This is a genomic window from Streptomyces sp. NBC_00354 (assembly GCF_036106915.1).
GTDB lineage: Bacteria > Actinomycetota > Actinomycetes > Streptomycetales > Streptomycetaceae > Streptomyces.
The window spans coordinates 418,860-441,476 of record NZ_CP107983.1; the positions used below are offsets into that span (position 1 = coordinate 418,860).

Annotated in this window: 18 protein-coding genes and 2 pseudogenes; 7 read left to right on the forward strand and 13 right to left on the reverse strand. The window is 72.3% G+C overall.

The genetic code is table 11. The annotated features are described in order from the left end of the window. Nucleotides 1–212: 212 nt before the first annotated feature. From OHT74_RS02020 to OHT74_RS02030, 3 genes are all read right to left on the reverse strand, one after another. A complete protein-coding gene (locus tag OHT74_RS02020; RefSeq protein WP_328619077.1) occupies nucleotides 213–656 on the reverse strand; it encodes a transglycosylase SLT domain-containing protein in 444 nt (147 codons plus the stop codon). Between the two features lie 905 nt (nucleotides 657–1,561). After that, entirely contained in the window at nucleotides 1,562–2,206 is a 645-nt protein-coding gene (locus tag OHT74_RS02025; RefSeq protein WP_328623237.1) for a dihydrofolate reductase family protein, read from the reverse strand. Nucleotides 2,207–2,228: 22 nt separating this feature from the next. Then, the gene (locus OHT74_RS02030) at nucleotides 2,229–2,705 is read right to left on the reverse strand and encodes an SHOCT domain-containing protein (RefSeq protein ID WP_266659982.1); all 477 of its coding nucleotides are present in this window, start codon (nucleotides 2,703–2,705) and stop codon (nucleotides 2,229–2,231) included. A 571-nt stretch (nucleotides 2,706–3,276) separates the two neighbouring features. On the opposite strand from OHT74_RS02030, the gene OHT74_RS02035 reads away from it, so the two are divergent. Further along, the gene (locus OHT74_RS02035) at nucleotides 3,277–3,633 is read left to right on the forward strand and encodes a carboxymuconolactone decarboxylase (RefSeq protein ID WP_266659984.1); all 357 of its coding nucleotides are present in this window, start codon (nucleotides 3,277–3,279) and stop codon (nucleotides 3,631–3,633) included. A gap of 318 nt (nucleotides 3,634–3,951) precedes the next feature. Here OHT74_RS02035 and OHT74_RS02040 read toward each other — a convergent pair whose 3' ends face one another. The 3 genes from OHT74_RS02040 to OHT74_RS02050 all read right to left on the reverse strand — a co-directional run bounded on the left by OHT74_RS02040 (nucleotide 3,952) and on the right by OHT74_RS02050 (nucleotide 6,608). Further along, nucleotides 3,952–4,689 carry an MIP/aquaporin family protein gene (locus OHT74_RS02040; protein WP_328619078.1) on the reverse strand — a complete coding sequence of 246 codons (738 nt, stop codon included), beginning with the start codon at nucleotides 4,687–4,689 and terminating at the stop codon, nucleotides 3,952–3,954. Nucleotides 4,690–4,949: 260 nt separating this feature from the next. Then, a complete protein-coding gene (locus OHT74_RS02045) occupies nucleotides 4,950–5,888 on the reverse strand; it encodes an ion transporter (RefSeq protein WP_266659988.1) in 939 nt (312 codons plus the stop codon). 165 nt (nucleotides 5,889–6,053) lie between these two features. Continuing rightward, the gene (locus tag OHT74_RS02050; RefSeq protein ID WP_328619079.1) at nucleotides 6,054–6,608 is read right to left on the reverse strand and encodes a YbaK/EbsC family protein; all 555 of its coding nucleotides are present in this window, start codon (nucleotides 6,606–6,608) and stop codon (nucleotides 6,054–6,056) included. A 272-nt stretch (nucleotides 6,609–6,880) separates the two neighbouring features. Between OHT74_RS02050 and OHT74_RS02055 the strand changes: the two genes are divergently transcribed. The 6 genes from OHT74_RS02055 to OHT74_RS02080 all read left to right on the forward strand — a co-directional run bounded on the left by OHT74_RS02055 (nucleotide 6,881) and on the right by OHT74_RS02080 (nucleotide 16,666). After that, complete coding sequence (locus OHT74_RS02055) at nucleotides 6,881–7,072, forward strand: thiazolylpeptide-type bacteriocin (protein ID WP_266659992.1); 192 nt, start codon at nucleotides 6,881–6,883, stop codon at nucleotides 7,070–7,072. A 157-nt stretch (nucleotides 7,073–7,229) separates the two neighbouring features. Then, nucleotides 7,230–9,899 carry a lantibiotic dehydratase gene (locus OHT74_RS02060; RefSeq protein WP_328619080.1) on the forward strand — a complete coding sequence of 890 codons (2,670 nt, stop codon included), beginning with the start codon at nucleotides 7,230–7,232 and terminating at the stop codon, nucleotides 9,897–9,899. Between the two features lie 87 nt (nucleotides 9,900–9,986). Then, nucleotides 9,987–11,162 (forward strand): lantibiotic dehydratase C-terminal domain-containing protein, encoded by a 1,176-nt coding sequence (locus OHT74_RS02065; protein ID WP_328619081.1) that lies wholly within the window; start codon nucleotides 9,987–9,989, stop codon nucleotides 11,160–11,162. Next, complete coding sequence (locus OHT74_RS02070; RefSeq protein ID WP_328619082.1) at nucleotides 11,159–12,952, forward strand: hypothetical protein; 1,794 nt, start codon at nucleotides 11,159–11,161, stop codon at nucleotides 12,950–12,952. The genes OHT74_RS02065 and OHT74_RS02070 overlap by 4 nt, the downstream gene beginning before the upstream one ends. Further along, the gene (locus OHT74_RS02075; protein WP_328619083.1) at nucleotides 12,949–14,886 is read left to right on the forward strand and encodes a TOMM precursor leader peptide-binding protein; all 1,938 of its coding nucleotides are present in this window, start codon (nucleotides 12,949–12,951) and stop codon (nucleotides 14,884–14,886) included. Before OHT74_RS02070 ends, OHT74_RS02075 begins: the two co-directional genes overlap by 4 nt. A gap of 10 nt (nucleotides 14,887–14,896) precedes the next feature. Beyond that, nucleotides 14,897–16,666 carry a thiopeptide-type bacteriocin biosynthesis protein gene (locus tag OHT74_RS02080; protein ID WP_328619084.1) on the forward strand — a complete coding sequence of 590 codons (1,770 nt, stop codon included), beginning with the start codon at nucleotides 14,897–14,899 and terminating at the stop codon, nucleotides 16,664–16,666. On the opposite strand, the gene OHT74_RS02085 is transcribed toward OHT74_RS02080, so the two are convergent. The 7 genes and pseudogenes from OHT74_RS02085 to OHT74_RS02105 all read right to left on the reverse strand — a co-directional run bounded on the left by OHT74_RS02085 (nucleotide 16,661) and on the right by OHT74_RS02105 (nucleotide 22,615). After that, the gene (locus OHT74_RS02085) at nucleotides 16,661–17,944 is read right to left on the reverse strand and encodes an NAD(P)/FAD-dependent oxidoreductase (protein WP_328619085.1); all 1,284 of its coding nucleotides are present in this window, start codon (nucleotides 17,942–17,944) and stop codon (nucleotides 16,661–16,663) included. The genes OHT74_RS02080 and OHT74_RS02085 overlap by 6 nt on opposite strands. Before the next feature lie 222 nt (nucleotides 17,945–18,166). Next, the gene (locus tag OHT74_RS02090; protein WP_443047683.1) at nucleotides 18,167–18,853 is read right to left on the reverse strand and encodes a hypothetical protein; all 687 of its coding nucleotides are present in this window, start codon (nucleotides 18,851–18,853) and stop codon (nucleotides 18,167–18,169) included. Next, nucleotides 18,827–19,147 (reverse strand): annotated as a pseudogene (locus OHT74_RS42060) (hypothetical protein); the annotation flags it as partial. The pseudogene OHT74_RS42060 and the gene OHT74_RS02090, both read right to left, overlap by 27 nt. 6 nt (nucleotides 19,148–19,153) lie before the next feature. Beyond that, a pseudogene (locus OHT74_RS42065) lies at nucleotides 19,154–19,411 on the reverse strand (hypothetical protein); the annotation flags it as partial. Between the two features lie 316 nt (nucleotides 19,412–19,727). Continuing rightward, nucleotides 19,728–19,952 carry a hypothetical protein gene (locus OHT74_RS02095; RefSeq protein ID WP_266660011.1) on the reverse strand — a complete coding sequence of 75 codons (225 nt, stop codon included), beginning with the start codon at nucleotides 19,950–19,952 and terminating at the stop codon, nucleotides 19,728–19,730. Between the two features lie 25 nt (nucleotides 19,953–19,977). Further along, nucleotides 19,978–21,366, reverse strand: coding sequence for a hypothetical protein (locus tag OHT74_RS02100; protein WP_328619086.1), 1,389 nt, complete (start codon nucleotides 21,364–21,366; stop codon nucleotides 19,978–19,980). Between the two features lie 244 nt (nucleotides 21,367–21,610). Further along, nucleotides 21,611–22,615, reverse strand: coding sequence for a HEAT repeat domain-containing protein (locus OHT74_RS02105; protein ID WP_328619087.1), 1,005 nt, complete (start codon nucleotides 22,613–22,615; stop codon nucleotides 21,611–21,613). Between the last annotated feature and the right edge of the window lie 2 nt (nucleotides 22,616–22,617).

The window sequence follows — 22,617 nt, forward strand, 5'->3', positions numbered from 1 at the left end:
ACAAGATGTCACCCAGATGAGACACCCCTCGATGTCTGGAGAACGCCGTGGATGTGCGCGGGCCTCCCCTCCGGGCCGGCGTGCTCCGACGTGCAGGCCTTGCGGCAGGGCGTGAGAGACGGGGGGCAGGCCCTGCGGTTTTTCACGCGAAGACGCCCGGCCGGGAGGTCCCGGCCGGGCGTCTTCGCGTGTCTGCTTTACCTACTGGCGACTCAGTACCAGTGGTGGGTCTGCCAGAAGTTCCAGGCGCCGACGGGGCTGCCATAGCGGTCGTTCATGTAGTCCAGGCCCCACTTGATCTGGGTGGCCGGGTTGGTCTTCCAGTCCGCACCCGCGGAAGCCATCTTCGAGGCCGGCAGGGCCTGGACCAGGCCATAGGCACCCGAGGAGGCGTTCGTGGCGGTGTGGTTCCAGCCGCTCTCACGGGAAACGATGTTGTTGAACGCCGCAAACTGCGCCGGGTCCTTGATCATCTGCTGGGCGATCGCCTTGGCACTCGCCGGAGCCGCCTGAGCGGGCACCGTGGCAAGCATCGAACCGGCGACACCCACGGCGACGACGGCACCCACGAGGGTCTTCTTCGAAGCGGCGATGCGGCGGATGACAGCGTGGGACACGGACGAACCTTCCGACGGGAACAAGGACGGTCGCGGCATGCCGAAGACATGCGAGAGCCACTCACACGAAAGAGAGAGGATCGTCAGCGGCGGGTGAAACACCCGGGCCGCCCGGCGACACATCCAGTTCTACCCACACCCCCACCCCCTGGCAACGACCCCACCTACTAGCAGCCCTCGCAGCCAAGGACCCCCCACCCCCGGCGACACCGCAGAGATCCGTACAGGTGGGAGCCGGTACGCAGTAGCGATATCGAGCCTTATCGGAGCTACTATCCCGGTTCGTGTGTGACGTGGGTCCTATGGGGCGGCTCACCCCCGGAACACCCGAACCTCACCGAATGTCACCGCCTGTACCCCTTCGAGAGACCCAGCCGGATACCGAAACCACCCCAGGATCGAAGGAGACAGGCGGGTCGAAGGCTGCATACCGCGCTCGCCACAGCATGGCGCCCAGGCCCCATGGCCCCGGCTCCCCGACGTTGGCGGCCCCGGGGGCGGCGACCCCAGGGAGTACCGCACCACCGCCGGGCCCCCGGCTGCTCGGCCGGACCGGACCCCACGGCGGAACCGGCCGGGAGTCCTCGGCGGGTGCAGCGGCGCCCGGGGTGAGCCCTGCGGCGGACGGTGCCGGGCGGGGCTCGGTGGCGAGGGCGTCGGCCGCGGTCTCAGCCGGAGCGGAGACGCGACCGCCTCGCCGATGCCGAGCCGCCCAGGGCCTCCGCCCGGTCGGCCGGGGCGGGCCCGGTCTCCGGGGCGGGCTGCTGGTGGAGGAGGGTGGCCATCGCCAGGTCAAAGCCCACACCCTGGCCCTGTGCGGTGGTCAGGAACGCGGCGACGTCGACCCCGCCCGCGTCGAGACGCGGCCCATCGCGTCGGCCATGTCCGACCAGGCCTGCCGCAGGAGCACGCTCATGTCGACGCCGGGCTGCCCTGAGGGCCGGTCACTTTCGCCAGAACAGGTGGTGCGTCACGCCGCTCGGGCTGGGCACGCGCTCCAGGTGGAACCGGTCGAGCAGCTCATCGGGGGACTCCCAGAGCCGTACCCCGGACCCGAGCTTCACCGGCGAGACTGCCACGTGCATGGTGTCGACGAGGTCCGCGTCAAGGAACTCCCGGATGGTGGTAACCCCGCCGCCGAGTCGCACGTCTTTGCCCTGCGCGGCCTCACATGCCCGTTCGAGGATGGTGGCCGGGTCGTCGTCGACGAAATGGAACGTGGTGTCGGAAAGCGTGAACGAAGGACGCTTGTGGTGGGTCATGACGAACACCGGGGTACGGAACGGGGGCTCATCGCCCCACCAGCCGCGCCACTCATGGTCGTGCCAAGGCCCGCGCTGGGGACCGAACTTGTTGCGGCCCATGATCTCGGCACCGATGTTGCGGGCGTAGTCCCGCGTGAAGTAGTCGTCGAGGCCCCGGCTTCCCCCGGGATCCGTGCGCATGGGCCAGCTCGCCGTGGCACCGGCCCAGGCGAACAGCCTCTCGGGATCGACATGGCCGAACGGACGTTCAAGGCTCTGGTCCTCACCGGCACCGATGCCGTCACTCGAGACGCTGAAGTTCTGGACTCTCAGTAGCTGAGCCACGTGTTCCTCCTCTGAAGCACGTTCAGCGCTGCTCGTCATCACCGGATGGGCGGGCCATGGGGGTGGCTCGGTCTTCTGGGCCGTAGTCGGTCAGGACCAGCGCCTTTGCCCGGCGGAATTCCTCGTCCGTGATGTCGCCGCGCGCCCGCATGTCGGACAGCTTGGCCAGTTCCTCAGTGCTGCTGGGCCGGGCTGCGCCGGCGGTCTCACGGATGTAGGTGTCGAACTCCTTTTGCTGGGTGCGTGCCTGCGTCAGTTCCCGGTGGCCCATGCTCTTGCCCCGGGCGATGAGGTAGACGAAGACGCCGAGGAACGGCAGCAGGATGACGAAGGCCAGCCAGCCGGCCTTGGCCCAACCGCCCAAGTCGTCATCGCGGAAGATGTCGAAGATGATCCTGAAGAGCAGGAAGAACCACAAGATCCAGAGGGCCAGCCCCAGCATGGTCCAGAAGACGCTCAGCAGCGGGAAGTCGTACGCGAGGTACACCTGAGTGGTCATTCGCCCCTCCACGTGGGCGGGCACCCGTCACCCGGCCGGTCCGCCGCATCGAGGGCGGCGCGGGCGCGGCGCTCGACGGGCACGGGCACGGGCACGAGTTCGCGGACTCTGCGGTCCTTGAAGTGATCCAGCGCCGCACGACTGCAGCATCCACCTGCGGCATCCACCTGATCAGCGGTTCGCCGACGGTAACAGGCGATCCCGAGCCTCTCGGCGACCCGCTCGACACCTTCCTCATCTGCCGATCGAAGGGGCGTGCGCCCTCCCGTTCCGACAATGGTGCCTCCGCTGGCTCCGGTCGGCATCCGGCCACAACTCCAAGGTGCAGCTACACACCGTAGCCAACGCTCTGTACATAATCGGATCAGAGCCCGCGCATGGGCGCGCACAAGGGGCTGGGGACACGCTTGTCGTGGAAGCGCCCTGACAGCCGCCGGTCGCCCGCACAACCCGACGGGCGCAGGCCTCGAGGGACGCCTACCCTGATACGGCAACCCGCCGACACGCTCCAAATCCTGCGGTCAGCGTGCGGCGCGTCCGGCTCAGTTCAGCAGCGAAAGGCGGTTCCGATATGGCCACCAGGTCTGACGCTCCCGTTCTCGAAACGCTCGCCGCGATGACCGTCGACTCCATGGAGCACTGCAACATGGACGAGAAGACGCTCATCACCACCCGCATCGCCGCCCTCGTGGCCATGGACGCACCGGCCATCTCCTACCTGGCCCACATCAACCCCGCCGTCAAGGCCGACTTCACCGTCGAACAGCTGCAGGACGTGCTCGTCGCGATCGCCCCCGTCGTGGGCACTGCACGCGTCATGTCGGCCGCGGGCCACATCGCTCAGGCATTCGGCGTCGCCATTGCAATGGCCGAATCCGAAGCGGAAGCCATAGCCAACGCCGAGGCCGAGAGCCGCGGCAAGTCCTGATCTCTTCCCGAACGGACATGCGCGCCTGCCCGCGCAGCGTTGGGTTCCGAGCCCGGCACCGAGCGAGCCCCTCTTGTACGGCATGGCGTGCGGAACACATCCGACGCAACACGGCCGGAGTCACGCGCCGGCGGGCACACCGGGCGGCAGGCAGGCGGGGCAGGAGCGCAGTGACGCGCCGGTGCGTCACTGCGCTCCGGTCGTGTTCCCCCGGATGGCCGTACCCGGGTCGCCTGCCACGGCGGGGCGAGCCCAGAGCCGGTCCGCCACCGCGCCCGCCACCAGCCTGGAGACGAGGGGTGGTGCGCCGGTCCCGTTTCAGGCCGGGTGCGAGGCGGTCGGGTCGCGACGGGGGCCCCGCAGGATCAGGTGGTGGGCGGCAGCGCCCAGGACGGCGCCGAGGGCGGGTGCCACGAGGTAGATCCACAGGCCGGCGGTGGTTCCGGACATCAGCGCGGGTCCGAACTGGCGGGCGGGGTTGGCGGAGCCGCCGCTGAGGGGGCCCAGAACGGCAATGATCGCGCAGATGAGGACCGCCAGGACCCAGGGGAACCATCGTTCGCGGGCCGGGTGCGCGAGGAAGAAGCCGATCATCACGGTGACCACGACCAGGCAGCCGGCCTCGGCCGCGAAGACGGTCCAGCCGTTCCACGACGGCGCCGCGGCCGCTGCGCCGTAGCCGACCCGCGCGACCGCCGGCCCCCAGGCCAGGCGGGCCAAAGCCGTCCCGGCGACCGACCCGCCCAGCTGCGCGACGACGTACACCGCGACGCCCCGGCCGGGGAAGGCCCTCAGCAGCCACAGCGCGAGCGTGATCGCGGGATTCATGTGCGCACCCGAACGCCGCCCCCATGGGGAGCGGAGCAGCCCGAAGACGAGCGCCCCGGCCAGCGCACCCACCAGGAGGAGGGCCAGGTGGACGTTCGCAAGGGCGAGTGGGGAGGCCGGATCGAGTACCCAGCGGATGACCGTGACCACGGTGAACATCAGCATCGCGGTCAGGGCGAACTCGTACAGGGGGTAGGGGTAACCGCGGCGTTCAGACTCGGTTTGCACGGGCGCCTGGCCGAAACCCGTGTTGGTTCCGGGTGCAGCGGCCGGGGAACCGGACCTCGACGTCTCGCTTCCGCTCATGGGTTCTCCCTTCGATCGGGCGACTTCGGTGCTCGGGTGCGCGGACATGAGTGCGTCCAGGAAGCGTGCGGCACTCCAGAGCCGCAATGTGCGCGTACACGCCGACGGACAGAGCCGGGGCGCGGACGGATCGGCCCGGATGCTCCTCGGGGACCGGTGCGCCCCCGCCTTCCGGCGCTCGGCTACCGCGCGCCGACCGAAGCCCGCGCCGGGGAGGGGGACGCGGTCAGGGCGGGCGCGGCTCCGCTCGAGGGGTCGAGCTGGGCCTCCATGTCGTCGAGGGCGCTGCGGACCGCCGCAATCCGCAGGCGGAGTTCATCGGCGCCCTCCGGGACCGCCCGCCCCGCCGACTGCCAGGCGGTGACCTGCTCGGTCCGGTTCGCCTCCTCTTCCATCTCGCGCGCCTCTTCCAGGGCGTTGAGGACGACACCGATCAGTACGTTGACCAGGACGAAGGAGGCAAGGAGCACGTACGAGGCGTAGTAGATGATGCTGAACGGGGAGACCGCCAGTCCGGCATGAACGGCATCGCCCAGGCCCTCCAGCGTCATCAGCAGGAACAGCGTCAGCCCGGCCCGCCCGAGGGAACCGTAGTGCTCCGGGTCATGCCCGGCGAAGCAGATCCAGCCGATCATCGCGTAGACGTAGAGGATCAGGGCGCCCACGAACAGGAAGCTGACCGTTCCGGGCAGGCTACGGCCGACAGCGACGAGCAGGACCCGCAGCTGCGGCATGAACTGCGCGGTACGCAGCACGCGCGCCAGCCGCAACAGGCGCAAGAGGGTGGTGTTTTCCCGCAGGAAGGGAACGAAGGCCGAAGAGACCACCAGCAGGTCGAACACGTTCCACGGGTCACGGAAGAAAGCTTTCGGCCGGTCGATGTGCGCGCCCAGTCGGATCAGCATCTCGAGGCTGAACGCGGCGACGCAGAACCGTTCGGCCGAATGGAGAAGGACGCCGTACTCGACCGACAGTCCGCTGTACGTCTCGACGCCCAGCAGCACGGCGTTGAGGAGGATCACCGAGATGACGCCGAGCGAGAACGCGGGCTTCTCGCATACGTGACGGCAGCCCGCGGCAAGCCTTCGGCGACCGCCGTACGCCTCGATGAGGTCTCGCATCTTGCTCCCTTGCCGGCCACCGGCGCCCCGGTCGCACGTCGTATCGCTGCCCGCCCCGGCGGACGCCGAGACTTGGATCAAGCTCCGCGTCGTGTAACGCCGCACGGCCGGATTCGAGACGCCCCGGCCCGACACATCGCCCGATCGGGGAGCCGCATCGACCGGTCAGGCAGCGAGGGCTTCGATCACGTCAGCGCCCGGGAGTTCCGCGAACAGCTTCCCGGGAACGATGAGCTTGCCGCGGCGGCGGCCGCTGCCGACCAGTACGTACGGCAGCCCGACCAAGACGGAGTCCACGAGCAACGGCCAGTCCGACGGCAGGCCGATGGGGGTGATGCCGCCGTACTCCATGCCACTGAGCTGCACCGCGGTGTCCATCGGCGCGAAGGACACCTTGCGGGCGGAGAGGCGACGGCGCACCACGCCGTTGACGTCGGCACGGGCTCCGGAGGGGACCAGGCACGCGGCCAGCATGGACTCGCCGCCGCGCTTGGCGGAGACGATCACGCAGTTCGCCGACTGGGCGAGGAGCTCCTGCCCGTAGTGCTCGACGAAGGCGGCGGTGTCCGCGATGGCCGGGTCGGTGTCGACGTACACGATCTCCTCGGCCGGGACGGTGCCGTGCCAGGCGCGGACCGCCTCGGCCACCGGTCCGGTGAGTTCGGCCAGGCAGTCAGGCGCCCGGCGGGCGTTGTCGAAGGAACCGATGGGTGCGCGCATGCGTGCCATTGTGCACGGCCGGCCCTCGGGCCGACGGTGACGGGCCGGAGCGGCAGCACCGGACCAGCGCGGGACAACAGGCCGACATGACATGTGCAGTTGCCGTCGGCCCGTGACGCGCAGAGACTCGTGCTGCACCACGACGCTCCTACGGATGTCCCCGACCACGAACCGTCTGTTCCCCGGGGCACTCCGCCCGTCGGCCGCGGGCGCCGGCCAGCCGACGCCGTCTTCGCGGTTCCGCAACCCCTCAGAAACGAGAGGAAATCCGCATGTCCGAAACCTCTGCCACCACCGGGTACAACCACCTCGATCTGGACCTGGACCTCGACCTCAGCGAGCTCACCGTCACCGCGCTGAGCGACACCGCCGCACTGCCCGAGAACGGCGCCTCATGGGGCTCCTGCTCCTGCCAGGGCTCGTCCTCCTGCGCCCAGCCGCAGGTGGAGACGCCCGTCGTCTGACGGCTGTGAAACGGCCGCTCCCGTGCGTCCGGCCCACCCGGGCCGGCCGCACGGGCTGCGGCCCGAGCCGGAGGACAGCTCACAGGCCCAGACCGCACCACGGGAGCCCGCCTTGCCGCACGCCGCCCAGCCAGCCGCACAGCGACACGTCGCGCCCGTGTCGGGGACCGCCCGCCCGCCGGCGGGGCCGCCCGCCGGGACCGCCCCGTACGCGCTGGTCCGCACCACGGTGACGGCGCACCCTGCACAGCCGGAGGAAGCCGCGCGGGTACGGACCCTGCTCGACCGGCTCACCGCCCTCGCGGCACAGGAGGACGCACTGCATCCGGCCCTGTGCGACGACCTCTTCGCCTCCCTGCCAGGACACGACGAGGAGTTCCACCGCCAAGTGGTGCTCCCGCTGCGCCGGGCGCTGCACAACGGCCGCGCCCCCCGCCCCGCCCTGCTGACCCGCCTCGACGATCTGCCCGCACGGGTACCCCGGCTCGGCAGCTGGCTGAACCTGCGCGAGCTCCGCGACGCACTCCTCACAGATCTGGCGGCGGCCGTCCCCGACGCCCTGACCGCCGAGCGCTCCGCCCTCGCGGAGCTGTGCCGCTCCCCCGGCTTCACCCGGGCCGTTGCGCTCACCAGTGCCGACCTGCTGCGCGCAGTGTCCCGGGCCGCCCGGGACGAAGGCGGGCGCAAGGCCCGCAAGGAGGAGCCCTCGGTACTGCGGCACGCCCTGCGTGCCAGTACGAAGACCAGTCCGCTGTCATGGTTCACCGCCGTGGGGTGGTCCGGCGGTGAGCCCGCACGGACGCAGCCGCTCCTGCGGTCCGTGGTGCGGGAGCACCGGACACTCGTCGAGGCTCTTGTCGCCGCGCTGTTGGACGAGCCTCGCCGCCGGGGCGTACTCGCCCATCGCATGACCAGCAGTGCGCGGCCCACCGCCGACGGCCGGGCCCTGTACACGCGGGACCGCACGCTCTTCGCGGGCGGCCGGTACCTCGTCACCCACGAAGAGACGATCGAGCTCGCACCCCGCCCCGCCCTGACCGCGCTCGACACCCTCGCGGCCACGCCTGCGACCCTCGACGAGCTGGCGGCCCGGCTCGGTCCGGCCCTCGGCCGCCCCCGTACGGACCCCGCCGTCGGCCGCTTTCTCGGTCAACTCACCGAGGGCGGCCTGCTGGTGCCGGTTCAGCCCGTCGACCCTCAGCACCCGCACCCGTTGCGTGCGCTGGCCGGCTGGTTGCGCCAGTGGCCCGAGGACGCGGCGCTGAGTGACCGGATCGACCGGATCGCTGCCGACACCGCCGGGTTCGCGCACGCCCGGGCCGAGGAGCGGCCCGCCCTGCTCGCCGACCTGGCGGACCGCTGGCGCCGCCTTCTGGCCGACGCCGGGCGACCCGTGCCGGCCGATGCCGCCCCGCTGAACGTGCTCTCCGAGGACGTAATCGCCAACGACGTGCTCGGCGCCGAACACGCGGCCACCGACACCGCGGGGGCCGCCGGCCCCGTCCGCACCGGCCGGCTGACCGCCCCGGACCGGGCCGTGCTCGGTGAACTGACCGCCCTGGCCGAGCTGTTCGACCTCGGGCACCTCATGCGACGGGCCGCACTGGAGCGCTTCGTCTCCCGGTACGGGCGCGGTGGAACCTGCCCGGCCCCCTGGGAGTTCGGCGCCGACACCGCCGCCGCGTGGGAGGAGGCCGCACGCCTCGCCGTCCGGCCGTCCGGCGATCCGGGGCTCTCGCGCGAGCTGGCCGAACTGGCCGAGCTGCGAGAGGAGTTCACCCAGCGGCTACGGACCGCGACAGCGGCCGCCCCCGGCGGCTGGGCCGAGGAGGTCGTCCTGCCCGCCGAGGAGGTCCGCGGGCTCGCCGCCCGGCTGCCCGGCTGGACCGCCGCCCGCCCGCTCAGCTACTCGTGGTTCGTCCAACGCGCCGCCCAGGGTGCCGACGGCCTGCTCTGCGTCAACCACGTCTACGGCGGCTGGGGCCGCTTCACCAGCCGCTTCCTGGACGACCTGCCCCACGGCGCGGCTCTGGACGTGACGCGCGAGATCCGCCACGGTCTCGGTGACGGCGCCCGGGCCGCCCAGATCCGGCCGGTGGGCGGCTTCAACGCCAATCTCCATCCGCTGCTGGTCGGCGATGAGATCGGCCCCGACCGGTACCGGAGCGCGCTCGCCGAGGCCGATGTGGAGTTGGTCCACGACCTGCCTTCCGACCAGCTCAGGCTTCGGGTGCAGGCCACCGGCGAACCTCTCGACGTCCTCTACCTCGGCTTCCTCGCCCCGGTCATGCTGCCGCAGCGCCTCGCGCCGTTCCTCTGCGACCACCCGGGCGGCGTCGTGGACTTCCGGCGGCTCCTCCCCCGCCGCACCCTGGCCGTGCCCGGCGGCGAGGTGCATCGAACCCCGCGGCTGCGCCACGCGCATGCGGTGCTCGCCCGGCGGCGCTGGCACCTGCCCGAAGGGGTACTGGCCGCGCTCCGCGCCGACCTCGCGGCCGACCCCGGCGTGATCCCGGCCGCCGCGGCGGCCCGTTGGCGGGCCCTGCTGGGCCTGCCCGAGCAGTTGTTCCTGCACCCGGTTCCGGAGCCCCCTGCCGGGCGGCCCGCCGAGGACTTCGTACGAAGTCTGCGCGCGCCGAAGCCGCAGGCCCTCGACCTGGGCAGCGCCCTGCACCTGCGCTGCCTCTCCGGCTGGCTGGCCCGCCATCCGCGCGGCGTGGTGCTGGAGGAGTCGCTGCCCGTCTTCGGCGGCCGGAGCCGCCCCGCGCATGCCGTGGAGCTCGTCGCCGAGACCTACCGGCCTGCACGCGCCGCCCGGTCGGGCTGAACCCCCCGTGCCACCCGCGCCGTTCCGGCCGCCTGCCCCGGCGGGCCCCACCGCCGCCCCGCCCGTCATCCGCCGAGGAGGCACCCCATGAACGCCCCGGCCACCGGCCCGGACACCGCCCGGCCCGCCTCGAGTGCTGCCACGGCCCTTGACGTGGTCGTCTACCACTACGAGCCGGTCAAGGCACCTCTCTTGCGCGAAGCCGTGCTGCCCCTCGCCCGCCGGGCCGCCGCGGACGGGTTGACCGCTCATGTCGAACGCCACTGGCTGCACGGCCCGCACCTGCGGCTGCGCCTGCGCGGCCTCCCCGGGGCGGTGGCCGCCACGGCCGAGCGCACCGCCGCCGAGCTGCGCGCCCGCGCGGCCTCGCACCCGTCGCGAGCCGCCGCCGACGCGCAGCGCCTGCTGGCGCAGGCCGAGGCAGCAGGGCGGGCGGAGCTGATCCCGCCCCCGTACGGTCCGCTGGTATCCGACAACACCGTGCGGGTGGAGCCGGTGGACCTGTCCTCCCTGGAGGCGCTGATCGGCCCGGACGGGGTACGGCTGCGCGAGGACCTGCTGGTCCTGGGCCTGCCCGCCCTCCAGGCGGGCACCGAGTTCCTCGGCGAGCGCGCGGACACGTCCGCCGCCCGGGTCGAACTCGTGGTGGCGGCCCTCGCGGCCCATGCCGCCGCGCACCCCGAAGGACTGGTCGGCGCTCACTACTCGTACGTCTCCCACCTGGAGGACTTCCTCGTCCAGGAGGACCGCGACGGGCGGCTGCGGGCGGCCTTCGACCGCCGCTGGGACGCCGTGGGCGGGCGGATCTCCGCGCTGGTGGGCCGGATCGCGGGCGGCGGGGCGGCCGGCTGGGAGCGGGCCTGGGCCGACTGGTCCGCCCGGGCCTGGCGGATCGCGGAGGAACGGTTCAGGGCGGGCGCGGACTTCACCGGGGTACCTGCGGAGTACCGGGACCGGGCCGCGGCGCTGGGCGACCGGGCCACCGTCGAACGCTGGGACCGGGAGGTACGCACCAGGTACAGCGACTTCCACCGGCAGCTGCACCGCTCGGACCCGCAGGGCACGATGTGGAGCCGCCCCGACTACCTGGTCTACCGGGCCTGTACGAACGGGCTGTACCGGCTCCTCACCATCTGCGATGTCCGGCCCGTGGAGCGCTACCTCGCCGCCCACCTCGTGGTGCGGAGCGTGCCGGAACTCACCGGGCACCGGTGGCAGACGCGCATCGACGAGGTCATCGCCGCGGTGGAGCGGACGCCGTGACCGCCGCCGAACCGCCGCGCCTGCGGCTGCGGCCCGGGGTGGCGGTCACCCCGCTGCGGAACGGTCTGCACCTGCGCGGCCGGGACGGGAGCGTGACGCTCGAAGGAAGCAAGGCTCTGCCCGCCCTGTGGGAGCTGCTGTCCGAGCAGCTCGGCCATGGGCGCGAGGACGTCCTGGGCCAGGAGGGGTACCGGGGCGAGGAGGTCGGCCGGCCCCGCCTCGATCCGGCCGATCCCCGGGTCGAGGCCGCGCTGCACGCGCTGACCGAGCAGCTGCACACACACGATCTGCTCGCCGAGTATCCGGCAGGAGCGGCCGAACCGGCCGCCTGGCTGGGGGCCTCCGTGCAGCGGCCCGGGCTCGCGGCCGCCGCCCTGGCCGCTGCACGGCCGGTGGTCGCAGCGGCCGATCCCGACGGGCCGCTCGCCACGGCGCTGATCAGCGTCCTGAGCCGCGCGGGCGCCCCGCCGGAGGTGTACCGCGACACGGGCCTTCCGGCCGACCGCGTGGTGGCGGTCGCGGGCACTTCGCCGGTGGCCGTGGCCGTGGCCCGTACCGCCGACGGCGGCTTCGTCACGGCCCCGGCCGAACCGGAACGGGCGCGTGCGGACGCCGAGTCGATCGCCGCACGCCTGCGCCCCGACACCGGCTCTGCGGACACCGGCTCCACACCCGCCGGGGCGCCAGCCGGGTCACCGGCTGCGCTGACGTCCCTGCTGGCCGGTGCCGCAGCGCAGCGGCTGCTGTGTGCCGCAGCCGGTCTGCCCGATCCGGCCGGGCGGGAGGAGGACACGCAGCTGCTTGCGGACCGTCCCGCCGTACTGGTCGCCGTGGCCCGGCCGCCGCACGCGTCCTACCGTCCTTGGGTCACCGGGCCGGCCGACCACACTTCCCTCTCCCCCGCCCCTGTCGCCAGCCTGGCCGAGGCACTGCGTGGTGTCGGGGCACTGGGCGACCCGTACCTGGGCGTGCTCGACGCGCCGCGGCCGGGCGATCTGCCCCAGTTGCCCGCCGGGCTCGCCGCCTGCGGCTCGGTGGCCGGTCCCCTGGTGGCCGGGGCTCCCCGGACGGACCTGGCCCGGCTGTCCGCAGCATGCCGTGCGGCCGAACTGCACCTGGGTGAAGGGATGCCGGGCCCGGTGGCGGTCGGGGCCGGACCCGGGCACGCCCTGGGACGCGCCCTGCGCCGGGCCGCCATCGCCGCCGCGAGTTCCTCCTGCCCCGACCGCGCTCTGAGCGAGGAGGAATGGCGCGAGCATCCACAGGCCCGGCACTGGTGGACCGTGCTGACGGGGCATCTGGGGCTTCCGATGGAGATGACGGTTCACCGGTTCACCGCGGAGCAGGCCTACTTGGCCGTGGTACGGGACCCCGCCGGCCGGGCCGGGACCGCAGGAGTGGCCGCCCGTGCGGTGGAGGCGACTCCTGCCGACGCTGCGGCCCTGGCCGCGCTCGGCGCGGTGACCCGGGCCATGGCCGCCGTGCACGGCCCGGCCGGGGCCGTGCACACCGCGTTCAGCGGGGCCGAGGCACCGCTCGCCGTTGCGGGAGTCGAGCCGGCGGCCTGGACGGACGAGGGATGGACCGACCGCTGGCTGGCCGGGATCGCACGCCGGGAGCCGGAACTGTGCGCGGTGCTGACCCGGCTGACCGGACTGCGCCCGGATCCCTGGCAGCCGGGTGGGGCGGACCTCGCCGGCAGCGGGGCGGCCGGATCCGCCGGGCCGGTCCTGGCTGCCCTGCACGCATGCGGATTCACCGTTCTGGCCGGGTGGGGAGGAGCACGATGAGCGGGATCACGACGAACGCGACGGCTGCCGACGCGAAGGCGGTGGCCGCCGTCGCCGGCGCCGTACCCGTCCTGGGTCCGGCTGCGGCGCTGAAGACCACCGGCGGCGCCGCCATCGTCCACCTCACCTCCTGGACGCTGGAGCTGGCGGAGCGGCTCAGCCGCCACGCGATGGCCCATCCCGTGCGCCTGGTGCCGGTGCGTGAGGACGGTGCGCTGACCGTGATCGGCCCCGTGCTGGAGCCCGCGGCGCGGGCGTGCCTGTCGTGTGTCGAGTACCGGCGACTGGCCACGGCGGGCGGCAGGGTGCCCTGGCAGAGTCCCCGGCTGGCGCTCGGCGGCACCGGCACCCCGGCCATGGCGGAGGCGGCCCGGCTGCTCGCCGCCGCCCTTCTGGAGCCCGGGCCCGCCGCGGAGGCGGGGGCGCCGCCGCCCACCGTCCACATCGTCCAGGGGCACCGGGCCACCTGGTCCACCCATCACGTCCGCCCGGTCGGCGGCTGCCCGGTGTGCCGCCCGCTGCCGGCCGACTCCCCCGCCGCGGCCCGGTTCCCGGACACGCCGCAGCCACTGCCCGACCCCGCAGTGCTGCGCGGCCCCAACGACCGTACGGGAGCGGACCGGTTGCGGGCCGAGCTGCACGACGAACGGTTCGGCCCGGTGCGCCGTCTGTTCCGCACCGAGGACTCCGCCTTCGCCCTCACCACCGCCTGGGTGACGGACGGCCGTCTGCTCGACGACGGCGGCTACGGGCGCTCCGCCGATTTCCGCTCCAGCGAGCGGGTGGCGCTGTTCGAGGCCGTGGAGCGGCTGGCCGGCATGCGGCCGCTGGACCGCCGTACCGTCCTGCGTACGTCCTTCGCCGAGCTGGGCCCGGAGGCTGCCGTAAACCCCGCCCGGCTCGGTCTGCCCGACCCGGCCCACCGAGGGCACCCTGCCACCCGGAGCGTCCCGTACGACGCGGACCTGGAGCTGGACTGGGTGTACGGCTGGTCGCTGACCGAGGGCCGGGCCCGGGCGGTGCCCGAGCACGTGGCGTACTGGGACCTCGCGCAGGACCCCGGCCGGGCACGCGTGGTCTACGAGTCCTCGAACGGCTGCGGACTCGGAAACAGTCCCCAGGAGGCCGCGCTCTACGGCCTGTTCGAGGTGGCGGAACGGGACGCCTTCCTGATGGCCTGGTACGCGCGCACGCCGCTGCCCGGCATTGCATTGCCCGCCGACGACCCGCTGGTGACCGCCCTGGCCTCGCGCGCCGCACTGATGGGGTACCGGCTGAGCCTGCTGGACGCCACCAACGACCTCGGCATCCCGGCGGTGGTCTCGCTCTGCCGCTACGAGGGGAGCCACCCCGACGCTCCCCGCGCCTTCCTGGCCGCCGGAGCCCACCACGATCCACGGGCCGCGATCCGCTCGGCGGTGGCGGAGGTCGTCACCAACGTCCAGGACGCCGTGCACCGGCCGGCCGGCCCGGGCGGGCCGCGCGACCCGGAGCGGCTTCGCCCCATGCTTCGGCGGCCCGAGCTGGTCGTCGACCTCGACGACCACGTGGGCCTCAACACCCTGCCGGAGTCACAGCCCCGGCTGGAGTTCCTGTTCGCCGGCATCCGGGAGGTCCCCTGGCAGGAACGGTGGCCGGGCGCTCCGACGCCCGTGGCCGACCTCACGCAGCTGCTGACGGAGACGGTCGCGCGACTGGCCGCCGAGGGGCTGGAGGTGGTCGTCGTGACGCAGGACGAGCCCGGGATCCGGGACCGGCTGGGGCTGCACTGCGCCAAGGTGATCGTGCCCGGCACCCTCCCGATGACGTTCGGCCATGTCAACCGCCGCACCCTCGGGCTGCCCCGGCTGCTGGAGGTGCCCCACCGGCTGGGGCGTACCGCCCGTCCACTGCGCCACGACGAACTCCCCCTGTACCCGCACCCGTTCCCGTGAGGACGATCCGATGACCGAACGCCCGTACGCGACTCCTGTGAGCGCGGGAGGAGCGCCCGCCGCTACGACAGCAGCCCTCGCACCGGCTCCGGTGGGAGGCTGGCAGAGCCTGCACCTGACCCTGCACACCGACGGAGCGGACACCGACGCCTTCGTCACCGGGGCGCTCGCCCCGCTGATGGACGGCCGGTACGGCCCGAACGGCGGCGCCTGGTTCTTCATCCGGTACAACGAGGGCGGACCCCACCTCCGGATCAGGTTCCGCAGCGCGGCATCCCCCGACGACGCGGCCGAACTCGCCGCGGAACTGTCCCTGCTGGCCGGCGGCACCACCCCCGTCACCGGCCCCTGGACCGGCCGGCACGGGGAGGTGCGCGCGGTGCCGTACGAGCCCGAGACCGAGCGCTACGGCGGCCCGGCCGCGCTCCCGGTGGCCGAGGAGGTGTTCGTGCACTCGACGCGCGCGGCCGTCGACGCCCTGCGCGCCGTGCCCGGGCGGGCCGACCGGCTGCAGCTCGCCCTGGACCTCGCCCATGCCACGGCGTACGCCCTGGGCCTGGACGAACTGGCCTCGGCGGGCTGGCTGCGTCGGCACGCCGCCTCCTGGCGCTGGGCCGCCGAGGTGCGGCCGCTGCCCGGAGCCGCCGTCCACACCCGGGTCAACACGGTGTTCGCGGCCCAGCGTACGAACCTGGGGCGGCGGGCCCGGGCACTGCGCGCCGGGCTGGACGCCGGCTCCGCCGATCCCCGGCTCGCGGAGTGGACCCGGCAGGTACGAGCGGCCGACGCCCGGTTGCGTACCGCCGCACCCGGCGCGGACCGGCCGGACGCGCCGGTGCGGACGCACCGCCGGCTGTGGGTCTGGGCCTCACAGCTCCACATGCTGTTCAACCGGTTGGGGGTCACCCCCGATGAGGAGCGGGCCGTCTGCCGGCTCGCGGGCCGCGCCCTGCTGGAGACGGGGGACGAGGACGGCTTCTTCGGTGCCGGCCCGCGCGCGGCCGACTACCAGTACTTGGAACAGAGCAAGTTCCAGATCGGTCGGGCACAGGACACCGCGGTACGGAGCATCCCGCGGCCCGGCGTACCGTCCGAGTACCGGCCCGAGGCCGAACGGGCACTCCCCGCGGCCTCGTTGCCGGAGCTGTCCCTCGCCGAGGCGCTGCGCAGCCGCAGCTCGGCGCGCGGGACGCTGCGGGGGCCGCTCACCGCGGAGGAGCTGGGCGGTGTGCTGTGGCACGCGCACGCGCCGAGCCATGTGACCCGGCAGGCTCTGGCCGACGGCACGGAGCGCACCGTGCACCACCGCCCGTACCCGAGCGCGGGCGCCCTCTACAGCGTCCGGGTACGGCTTCTGGCCCTCTCCGTGGCGGGACTGGCCCCCGGCACCTACCACTGCATGCCCGACCGGCGGTCGCTGGCCGCCCTCGGACCTGCGCCGGACCTCGACGGGCTCAAGGCGTTGTCCTCGTACCTCTCGCGCCCGGCCGAGGACCCGGACTCCGTCGGGATCGACGAGGCACCGGCCGTGCTGGCGGTCCACCTGGACCTCGGGCTGCTGCGCCGCCGCTACGGGCTGCGGGCGCTGCGGCTGGGCCTGCTGGAGGCCGGGCACCTGGCCCAGACCCTCCAGCTCACGGCCGGCGCGTTCGGGCTGGCCACGATTCCGCTGGGTGGCCTGCACGACGACCTGGCGCACGAGCTGCTGGGCCTGGACGATCTCGACGAGCCGATCCAGTACCTGCTGCCGCTCGGGCGCCTGGAGGCCGGCCGGTCATGACCCTGTGTGTGACGGGTGCGTGGGCGGCGCAGCCGCCGCGCGGTGCTTGATGTTGACGGCCGAAGCCTTGGCCAGCGCCAAGGGGTTCAGGAAGCGCAGCGGACCGATCAGGCGGGATCCGAACAGGTGCATGTGTCGCGCCACCGATTCATCGCGCGCTGCCGCCGAGAACACCAGGCGCTCCACCGGATTGAACGGGCGGGCCGTGGCGAAGTCGGCAGCCAGGCGCTGGTGTCCGCTCAGCCGGCGCCGGTGTGTGCGTGCGTACGCCGCGAGCGGCCTGTCGAGGTCGCCCCGACCGGTTGCGGCCGAGGCGACCGCCTCTGCCAGCCATTGCGCGGACTGCAGAGCCCACCCGCATCCCACCCCCCACAGGGGATCGCCGGTCAGGGCGGCGTCGCCGATGAGCGCGACGCCCGGTGCGGTCGGCTTGCGGCTGTGAAGCGGGTAGTTGACCGTGCCGATGATCTTCGTGATGCGCTCGGCGGAGTCGATGGGCGGCGCCTCGGGGAGCCCTCGGACGAACTCGAGGAAGCTGCCCTCCAGGTCTTCCCGGAAGGCCGGCAGCCGCTTCTTGTGCGGGAGCACCGCGAGGACCGTCACCCCGTCGTCGTTCGGGAACGCGTACGCCATGTCGGGGTCGAGGAACCAGGTTTGACCGATACCGCCGTGCAGCGGAAGGTTGCGGAAGTGCGCGAGGTAGCCGAACCGCGCGTTCTCGTACTGCGTGGCAGGGACCCCGGCGAACTTCGCCACGGCCGAGTCCTTGCCATCGGCGCCGACCACCAGGCGGGCCCGTATCTCACGCTCGCCCTCTGGTGTCGACGCGCGCACCCCCACCGTTCGCCCGGCTTCCCGGACCAGCCCGGTCACATGGTGACCGAGGAGCAGATCGACGCCAGGGGTCTCCGCCGCACGGGACCTGATCAACGGGTCGAGGGTGCTGCGACGGATGTTGTACGCGTACGGCAGCTCGGGGCCCGCCGGCGCGGCCCTCGGCTCGATCCACCCCCAACGGGTATACCAGCGGGCCTCGTTGCGGACGGCTCCCGCCTTCTCCAGGGCGGGCACGAGCCCGAGTTCGTCCAGCACCGGGTAAGCGTTGGCCGTGATGGAGTGCGTGCACAGCACCTTGTACGCCTCAGGGTCCGAGCGGCGCTCCAGCAGCGCGACGCGGACACCGCGTCGAGCCAGCAGGATCGCCGCGGCGCTGCCGGCCAGGCTGGCTCCGCTGATGACGACGTCGTAGTCGTGTCCCGCGCTCTCAGGCTTGGTCATGCGCTGATCGCCCCCTTCGAGGTGTGGTGCCGTTCGTCGGAGTGGTGCGGTGCCGCTGCTGTCAGGCACATGACGAATTGTAGAGTTCTCGACGTGGGCACGGGGGTTGGCTCGCCTACAAGCCCAGCCCGGGACGCAGCTCGGAGGGAACCGAAGCACGGCGGGGACGGGGTGCCCCGTGCCCCCGCCGTGGCTCGGTGGCCTCGAATCGGCTCCGGTCGCTCAGCTCACGCGTTCGATGCGTGCGCGCCGGATCAGGTTCTTGCCCGGCTCCCTCACCGTGTCGAACGCCGCATTGTTCAGCAAGACACAACTGCCGGACGGACCGTTCACCGTCACCGTCGTCGCCTTGCCGTTGTCCAGATTGGTCACCTTCAGCTTCGTCCCCACCGGGAACGTCCCACTGCTCGCCGCCGGCGCACCCCCCTCACCCGACAACGTCACCGTCGACCCCGGACACACCACCTCCCCGCTGGCCGGCGGTACTTGCACACCCGCCGCACCCGCCGCACCCGCCGCACCCGCCGCACCCGTCGCTGCGGCATCGCCACCAGCCACCCGCTCGATACGCGCGCGCCGGATCAGGTTCTTGCCCGGCTCCCTCACCGTGTCGAACGCCGCATTGTTCAGCAAGACACAACTGCCGGACGGACCGTTCACCGTCACCGTCGTCGCCTTGCCGTTGTCCAGATTGGTCACCTTCAGCTTCGTCCCCACCGGGAACGTCCCACTGCTCGCCGCCGGCGCACCCCCCTCACCCGACAACGTCACCGTCGACCCCGGACACACCACCTCCCCGCTGGCCGGCGGTACTTGCACACCCGCCGCACCCGCCGCACCCGCCGCACCCGCCGCACCCGTCGCTGCGGCATCGCCACCAGCCACCCGCTCGATACGCGCGCGCCGGATCAGGTTCTTGCCCGGCTCCCTCACCGTGTCGAACGCCGCATTGTTCAGCAGGACACAACTGCCGGACGGACCGTTCACCGTCACCGTCGTCGCCTTGCCGTTGTCCAGATTGGTCACCTTCAGCTTCGTCCCCACCGGAAACGTCCCACTGCTCGCCGCCGGCGCACCCCCCTCACCCGACAACGTCACGGTCGAGCCCGGACACACCACCTCCCCGCTGGCCGGCGGCACTTGCACACCCGCCGCGCCGGACGCACCCGCCGCACCCGCCGCACCCGCCGCTGCGGCATCGCCACCAGCCACCCGCTCGATACGCGCGCGCCGGATCAGGTTCTTGCCCGGCTCCCTCACCGTGTCGAACGCCGCATTGTTCAGCAAGACACAACTGCCGGACGGACCGTTCACCGTCACCGTCGTCGCCTTGCCGTTGTCCAGATTGGTCACCTTCAGCTTCGTCCCCACCGGGAACGTCCCACTGCTCGCCGCCGGCGCACCCCCCTCACCCGACAACGTCACCGTCGAGCCCGGACACACGACGTCGGGGACGGCGGCATTGCCGGTCGCCATCGTGACGACGATCCCTCCGGTCGCGAGGGTTCCCGCGACGACAGAGAGCACGAGCTTCTTCTTGAGACTCATAGTCCGTTTTCTGGACATTGGCACTCCTCGATCCGATGGACGCTGTCCCACCCCACGTCCTGCATACGGGGCGAGGTCCCAGGCGAGTTCATTCCTGTCGCTGCCTGATAAATCGAGCGGTGAGGAGGTTTCGGGGCGCTGCGTGGGGGCATACCGCCGGGCTCATGGATCATGGACTACGCCAAAGAAGCAGGTCACAACCCCCATGTCGACGGGGTCGATATATGTGCGGCGCTCACACCGACCGGCTGGACCGACGCAGGGCGAGGAGACCACAGGCACCCTTAAGGTTCAGTTGATCTGCCCTTAAGCGTGCCCGGCCGCCCCGGCTGGCGGTGACCGTGATCCGCTGGACGGCGTCGGCGTAGGCGAGGTGGAGCGCGTCACGGAAGACGGCCAGGGCCGGGCTGCCCAGGGTGTGGTGACCGGGGAACGGCTGGTCCTCGAGCCAGCTGCCCAACAGGCTGGACTGCCTCCGGGGGCCGTCAGCCGGAGCAGCCTGGGACCGAGCCGGCCGGGCTGCAGTTGTTCGGCTGATTTTCGCGGATGACATCGCCGTTCAGCGTGAGAATGCCGGACGCCTTGAAGATGCCGCCACCGTCGCCCGCCCGGTTGTGGGTGATGATGTTCTCCTCCAGCGTGGTGGTGCCCAGCCCCGTGGTTCCCCCGCCGTGGTAGAGGCCGCCGCCCTGAGAGGTGCCGTTCTTCGCGGTGACCGTGTTGCGGAGGACTTTGTTGCGCCTGGCTGTCAGGGTGCCGCCGTCGGGGTTGTCGAGCCCCCCGCCCTGAGCCGTACCGTTGGGTGCGTCGGCAGTGTTACCCGTGATGTGACTGTCGGTCAGCTGGAGTGTGCCGAAGGGGCCCAGGCGGATGCCGGCACCGCGCGCAGTGCCGTCTTTGGCGACTACCCGGTTGCCGCTGATCTTCACCCTGCTCACGGTCATCAGTGCGTTGTTCGCGATGCCGCCGCCCTGGGCGACACCATGCGGAGCGTCCGATGTGTTGTCGCTGATGGCGCCGCCGGTCACGGTCAGTCTGCCGGGCTCCGGAATGCCGTTGGAGACGGTGGCACGCGCGATTCCACCTGGGGCGGAGGAGCGGTTCCTGCTGATGACCGTGTTCTCGATGGTGGTCTCGGCGAAGCTGATGATGCCGGCCCCGAAGGCAATGCTCTGGGTGTCCGGCGTGACGGTCGCGGTGTTCCCGGTGAGCCGGGAGCCGGTGACCGTGAGCGGTCCGTCGTTCGCGATGGCGGCGCCCGAGGCGATGCCGCCGACAGCGCTCCCGCTGTAGATCACACGGTTCCCGGTCACCTCGGTCTCGCTCACGCTGCCGGTGCCGGGGTTGTCGATGGCGCCGCCCTGTGCGTACAGCTCGGACTGGGACGTGTTGCCGGTGAACCTGCTGCGGCTCACCCTCATCGTTCCGGCGTTGGAGATGCCGCCGCCGCAGGCCAGGCCCGGGGGGTCGGGGAAGGCCGGGCAGTCCATGGCGAAGCCGCCGCTGATCGTCGTGCGCGTGAGCGTGAGGTTTCCCGTCGGACCGACGAAGAGGATCCGGAACTTCGGCACCTTGTTCCCGCGCTCGTCCCGCCTGATCGTGGCCCCGCGCCCGTCGATGGTGATCTCACTGGTGATCACCGGCAGCCCGTTGCCGGGGCTCACGGGGTCAGGAGATGTCAGCTTGTACGTGCACTTGTGCGCCAGCTGGAGCGTGTCCGGTCCCGGTGAGCTGTTCGCCGCATTGATCGCCGCGACGAGGCCCGGGACCGAGCAGCGAACCTGGACCGTGGCGGCGTGAGCAGCCGGGGCGGGGAACGCCACCAGCGTGCCCGCCACGAGGCCGAGGACGGCCGGGACATGCCGACGAGACATCGGGGACTCCTCCTTCTGCTGTGCACTGCCGGCCGTCAGGGGACTGCGGCCGGCCGAGCCCAGCCGACCACGCGCAACCGCCGGCGGCTTCCCGGAGTGATCCGTACGGGCGGACGGACAGCCCGGATGGAGCACGGGGCATCACCCTGCTCGGCCGAACGGTCAATCGAGTACGCGATCGACGCCTGCACCAGCCGGTCACCGCGCCAGACCGCCGGCATCCGAGCACCATCCGGAACATCCGTCAACGTGCGTTGCGCAGCGTGAGGATGTACGCCGCGGTGAGCGCAACGGCAGGATCCTCGTCATGCGACAGATCCGTGAGGGCACGCGAGGCCGTGATTCCCGGGATGTCCGCGAGTGCCTGCGTCAGCCGTCGACGTGTGGCCGATGCAAGGGGGCCGTGCGGGAGGCGGCCGACGAGCGCTGTGGCGATCTGCTCGGCCAACGCGGGACGGCCCGCCAACGCACTCAGTGCATCGGCTGCATCGACGTCGTTCGTCCCCTCGACGATCATGTCGATGAGCGTCGGCACCGCGTCGGCCACTCCACGCGCTCCGAGCGCCAGAGCTGCACGCCTGCGGACCGCGGTGTCGGAGCTCGCGAGGGAGCCGTGCAGCAGGGCGATCGCCTGCTCGTCCGGAAATTCGGCGATGGACTGGACGGCCCGTTCCCGTACCTCGGCCACCGGTGAGGCCAGGCCCTGCGCCAACAGTTCCAATGCGCCGTCGCCTGATTGCGCCACAGCCCACCGAAGGGCTCCGGCAACGTTCAGATCCGTCTCGCTCAGCACTGCCTCGACAAGCGCTTCCACTGGCACGGGCACCTCTTCGACCGAGGACAACGCCGCGCGCTGGCGTTTCCCGGCGCTTTCCGAGCCCAGCGCATGCAGGAGTGCAACGATCTGGAGAACGTCCTCCCAGTCGGCCGGCTCCGCAGCATCGATCCGGCGCAGTCGCGTGAGCAGCGCCGTCTCGACGGCGATGCGTTCCTGCGTCTGGCGGATCAGGTCGTCGACGAGTTCCGAGGGCCTGAAGCCGCGGTCGTCCAGGGCGCGCGCGACTTCACGCAGCGACAGACCCAATGACCGCAGGCTCTCCACGTGGAAGATCCGCCGGATGTCCTCGCCGGAGTACTCCCGATACCCGGACACGGTACGTCCCGTCGGCCGCACCAGGCCGAGCGAGTCGTAGTGCCTGAGCATGCGGGCGCTGACCCCGGACCGCCTTGCCACATCACCGATCAACACTG

Coding starts and splice junctions, on each gene's coding strand:
- OHT74_RS02050 (WP_328619079.1), bottom strand. CDS start 6,608: ATGCGCGCACCCATCGGTTCCTTCGACAACGCCCGCCGGGCGCCTGAC.
- OHT74_RS02075 (WP_328619083.1), top strand. CDS start 12,949: ATGAGCGGGATCACGACGAACGCGACGGCTGCCGACGCGAAGGCGGTG.
- OHT74_RS02080 (WP_328619084.1), top strand. CDS start 14,897: ATGACCGAACGCCCGTACGCGACTCCTGTGAGCGCGGGAGGAGCGCCC.
- OHT74_RS02065 (WP_328619081.1), top strand. CDS start 9,987: ATGAACGCCCCGGCCACCGGCCCGGACACCGCCCGGCCCGCCTCGAGT.
- OHT74_RS02030 (WP_266659982.1), bottom strand. CDS start 2,705: ATGACCACTCAGGTGTACCTCGCGTACGACTTCCCGCTGCTGAGCGTC.
- OHT74_RS02035 (WP_266659984.1), top strand. CDS start 3,277: ATGGCCACCAGGTCTGACGCTCCCGTTCTCGAAACGCTCGCCGCGATG.
- OHT74_RS02100 (WP_328619086.1), bottom strand. CDS start 21,366: ATGTCTCGTCGGCATGTCCCGGCCGTCCTCGGCCTCGTGGCGGGCACG.
- OHT74_RS02045 (WP_266659988.1), bottom strand. CDS start 5,888: ATGCGAGACCTCATCGAGGCGTACGGCGGTCGCCGAAGGCTTGCCGCG.
- OHT74_RS02085 (WP_328619085.1), bottom strand. CDS start 17,944: ATGACCAAGCCTGAGAGCGCGGGACACGACTACGACGTCGTCATCAGC.
- OHT74_RS02055 (WP_266659992.1), top strand. CDS start 6,881: ATGTCCGAAACCTCTGCCACCACCGGGTACAACCACCTCGATCTGGAC.
- OHT74_RS02020 (WP_328619077.1), bottom strand. CDS start 656: ATGCCGCGACCGTCCTTGTTCCCGTCGGAAGGTTCGTCCGTGTCCCAC.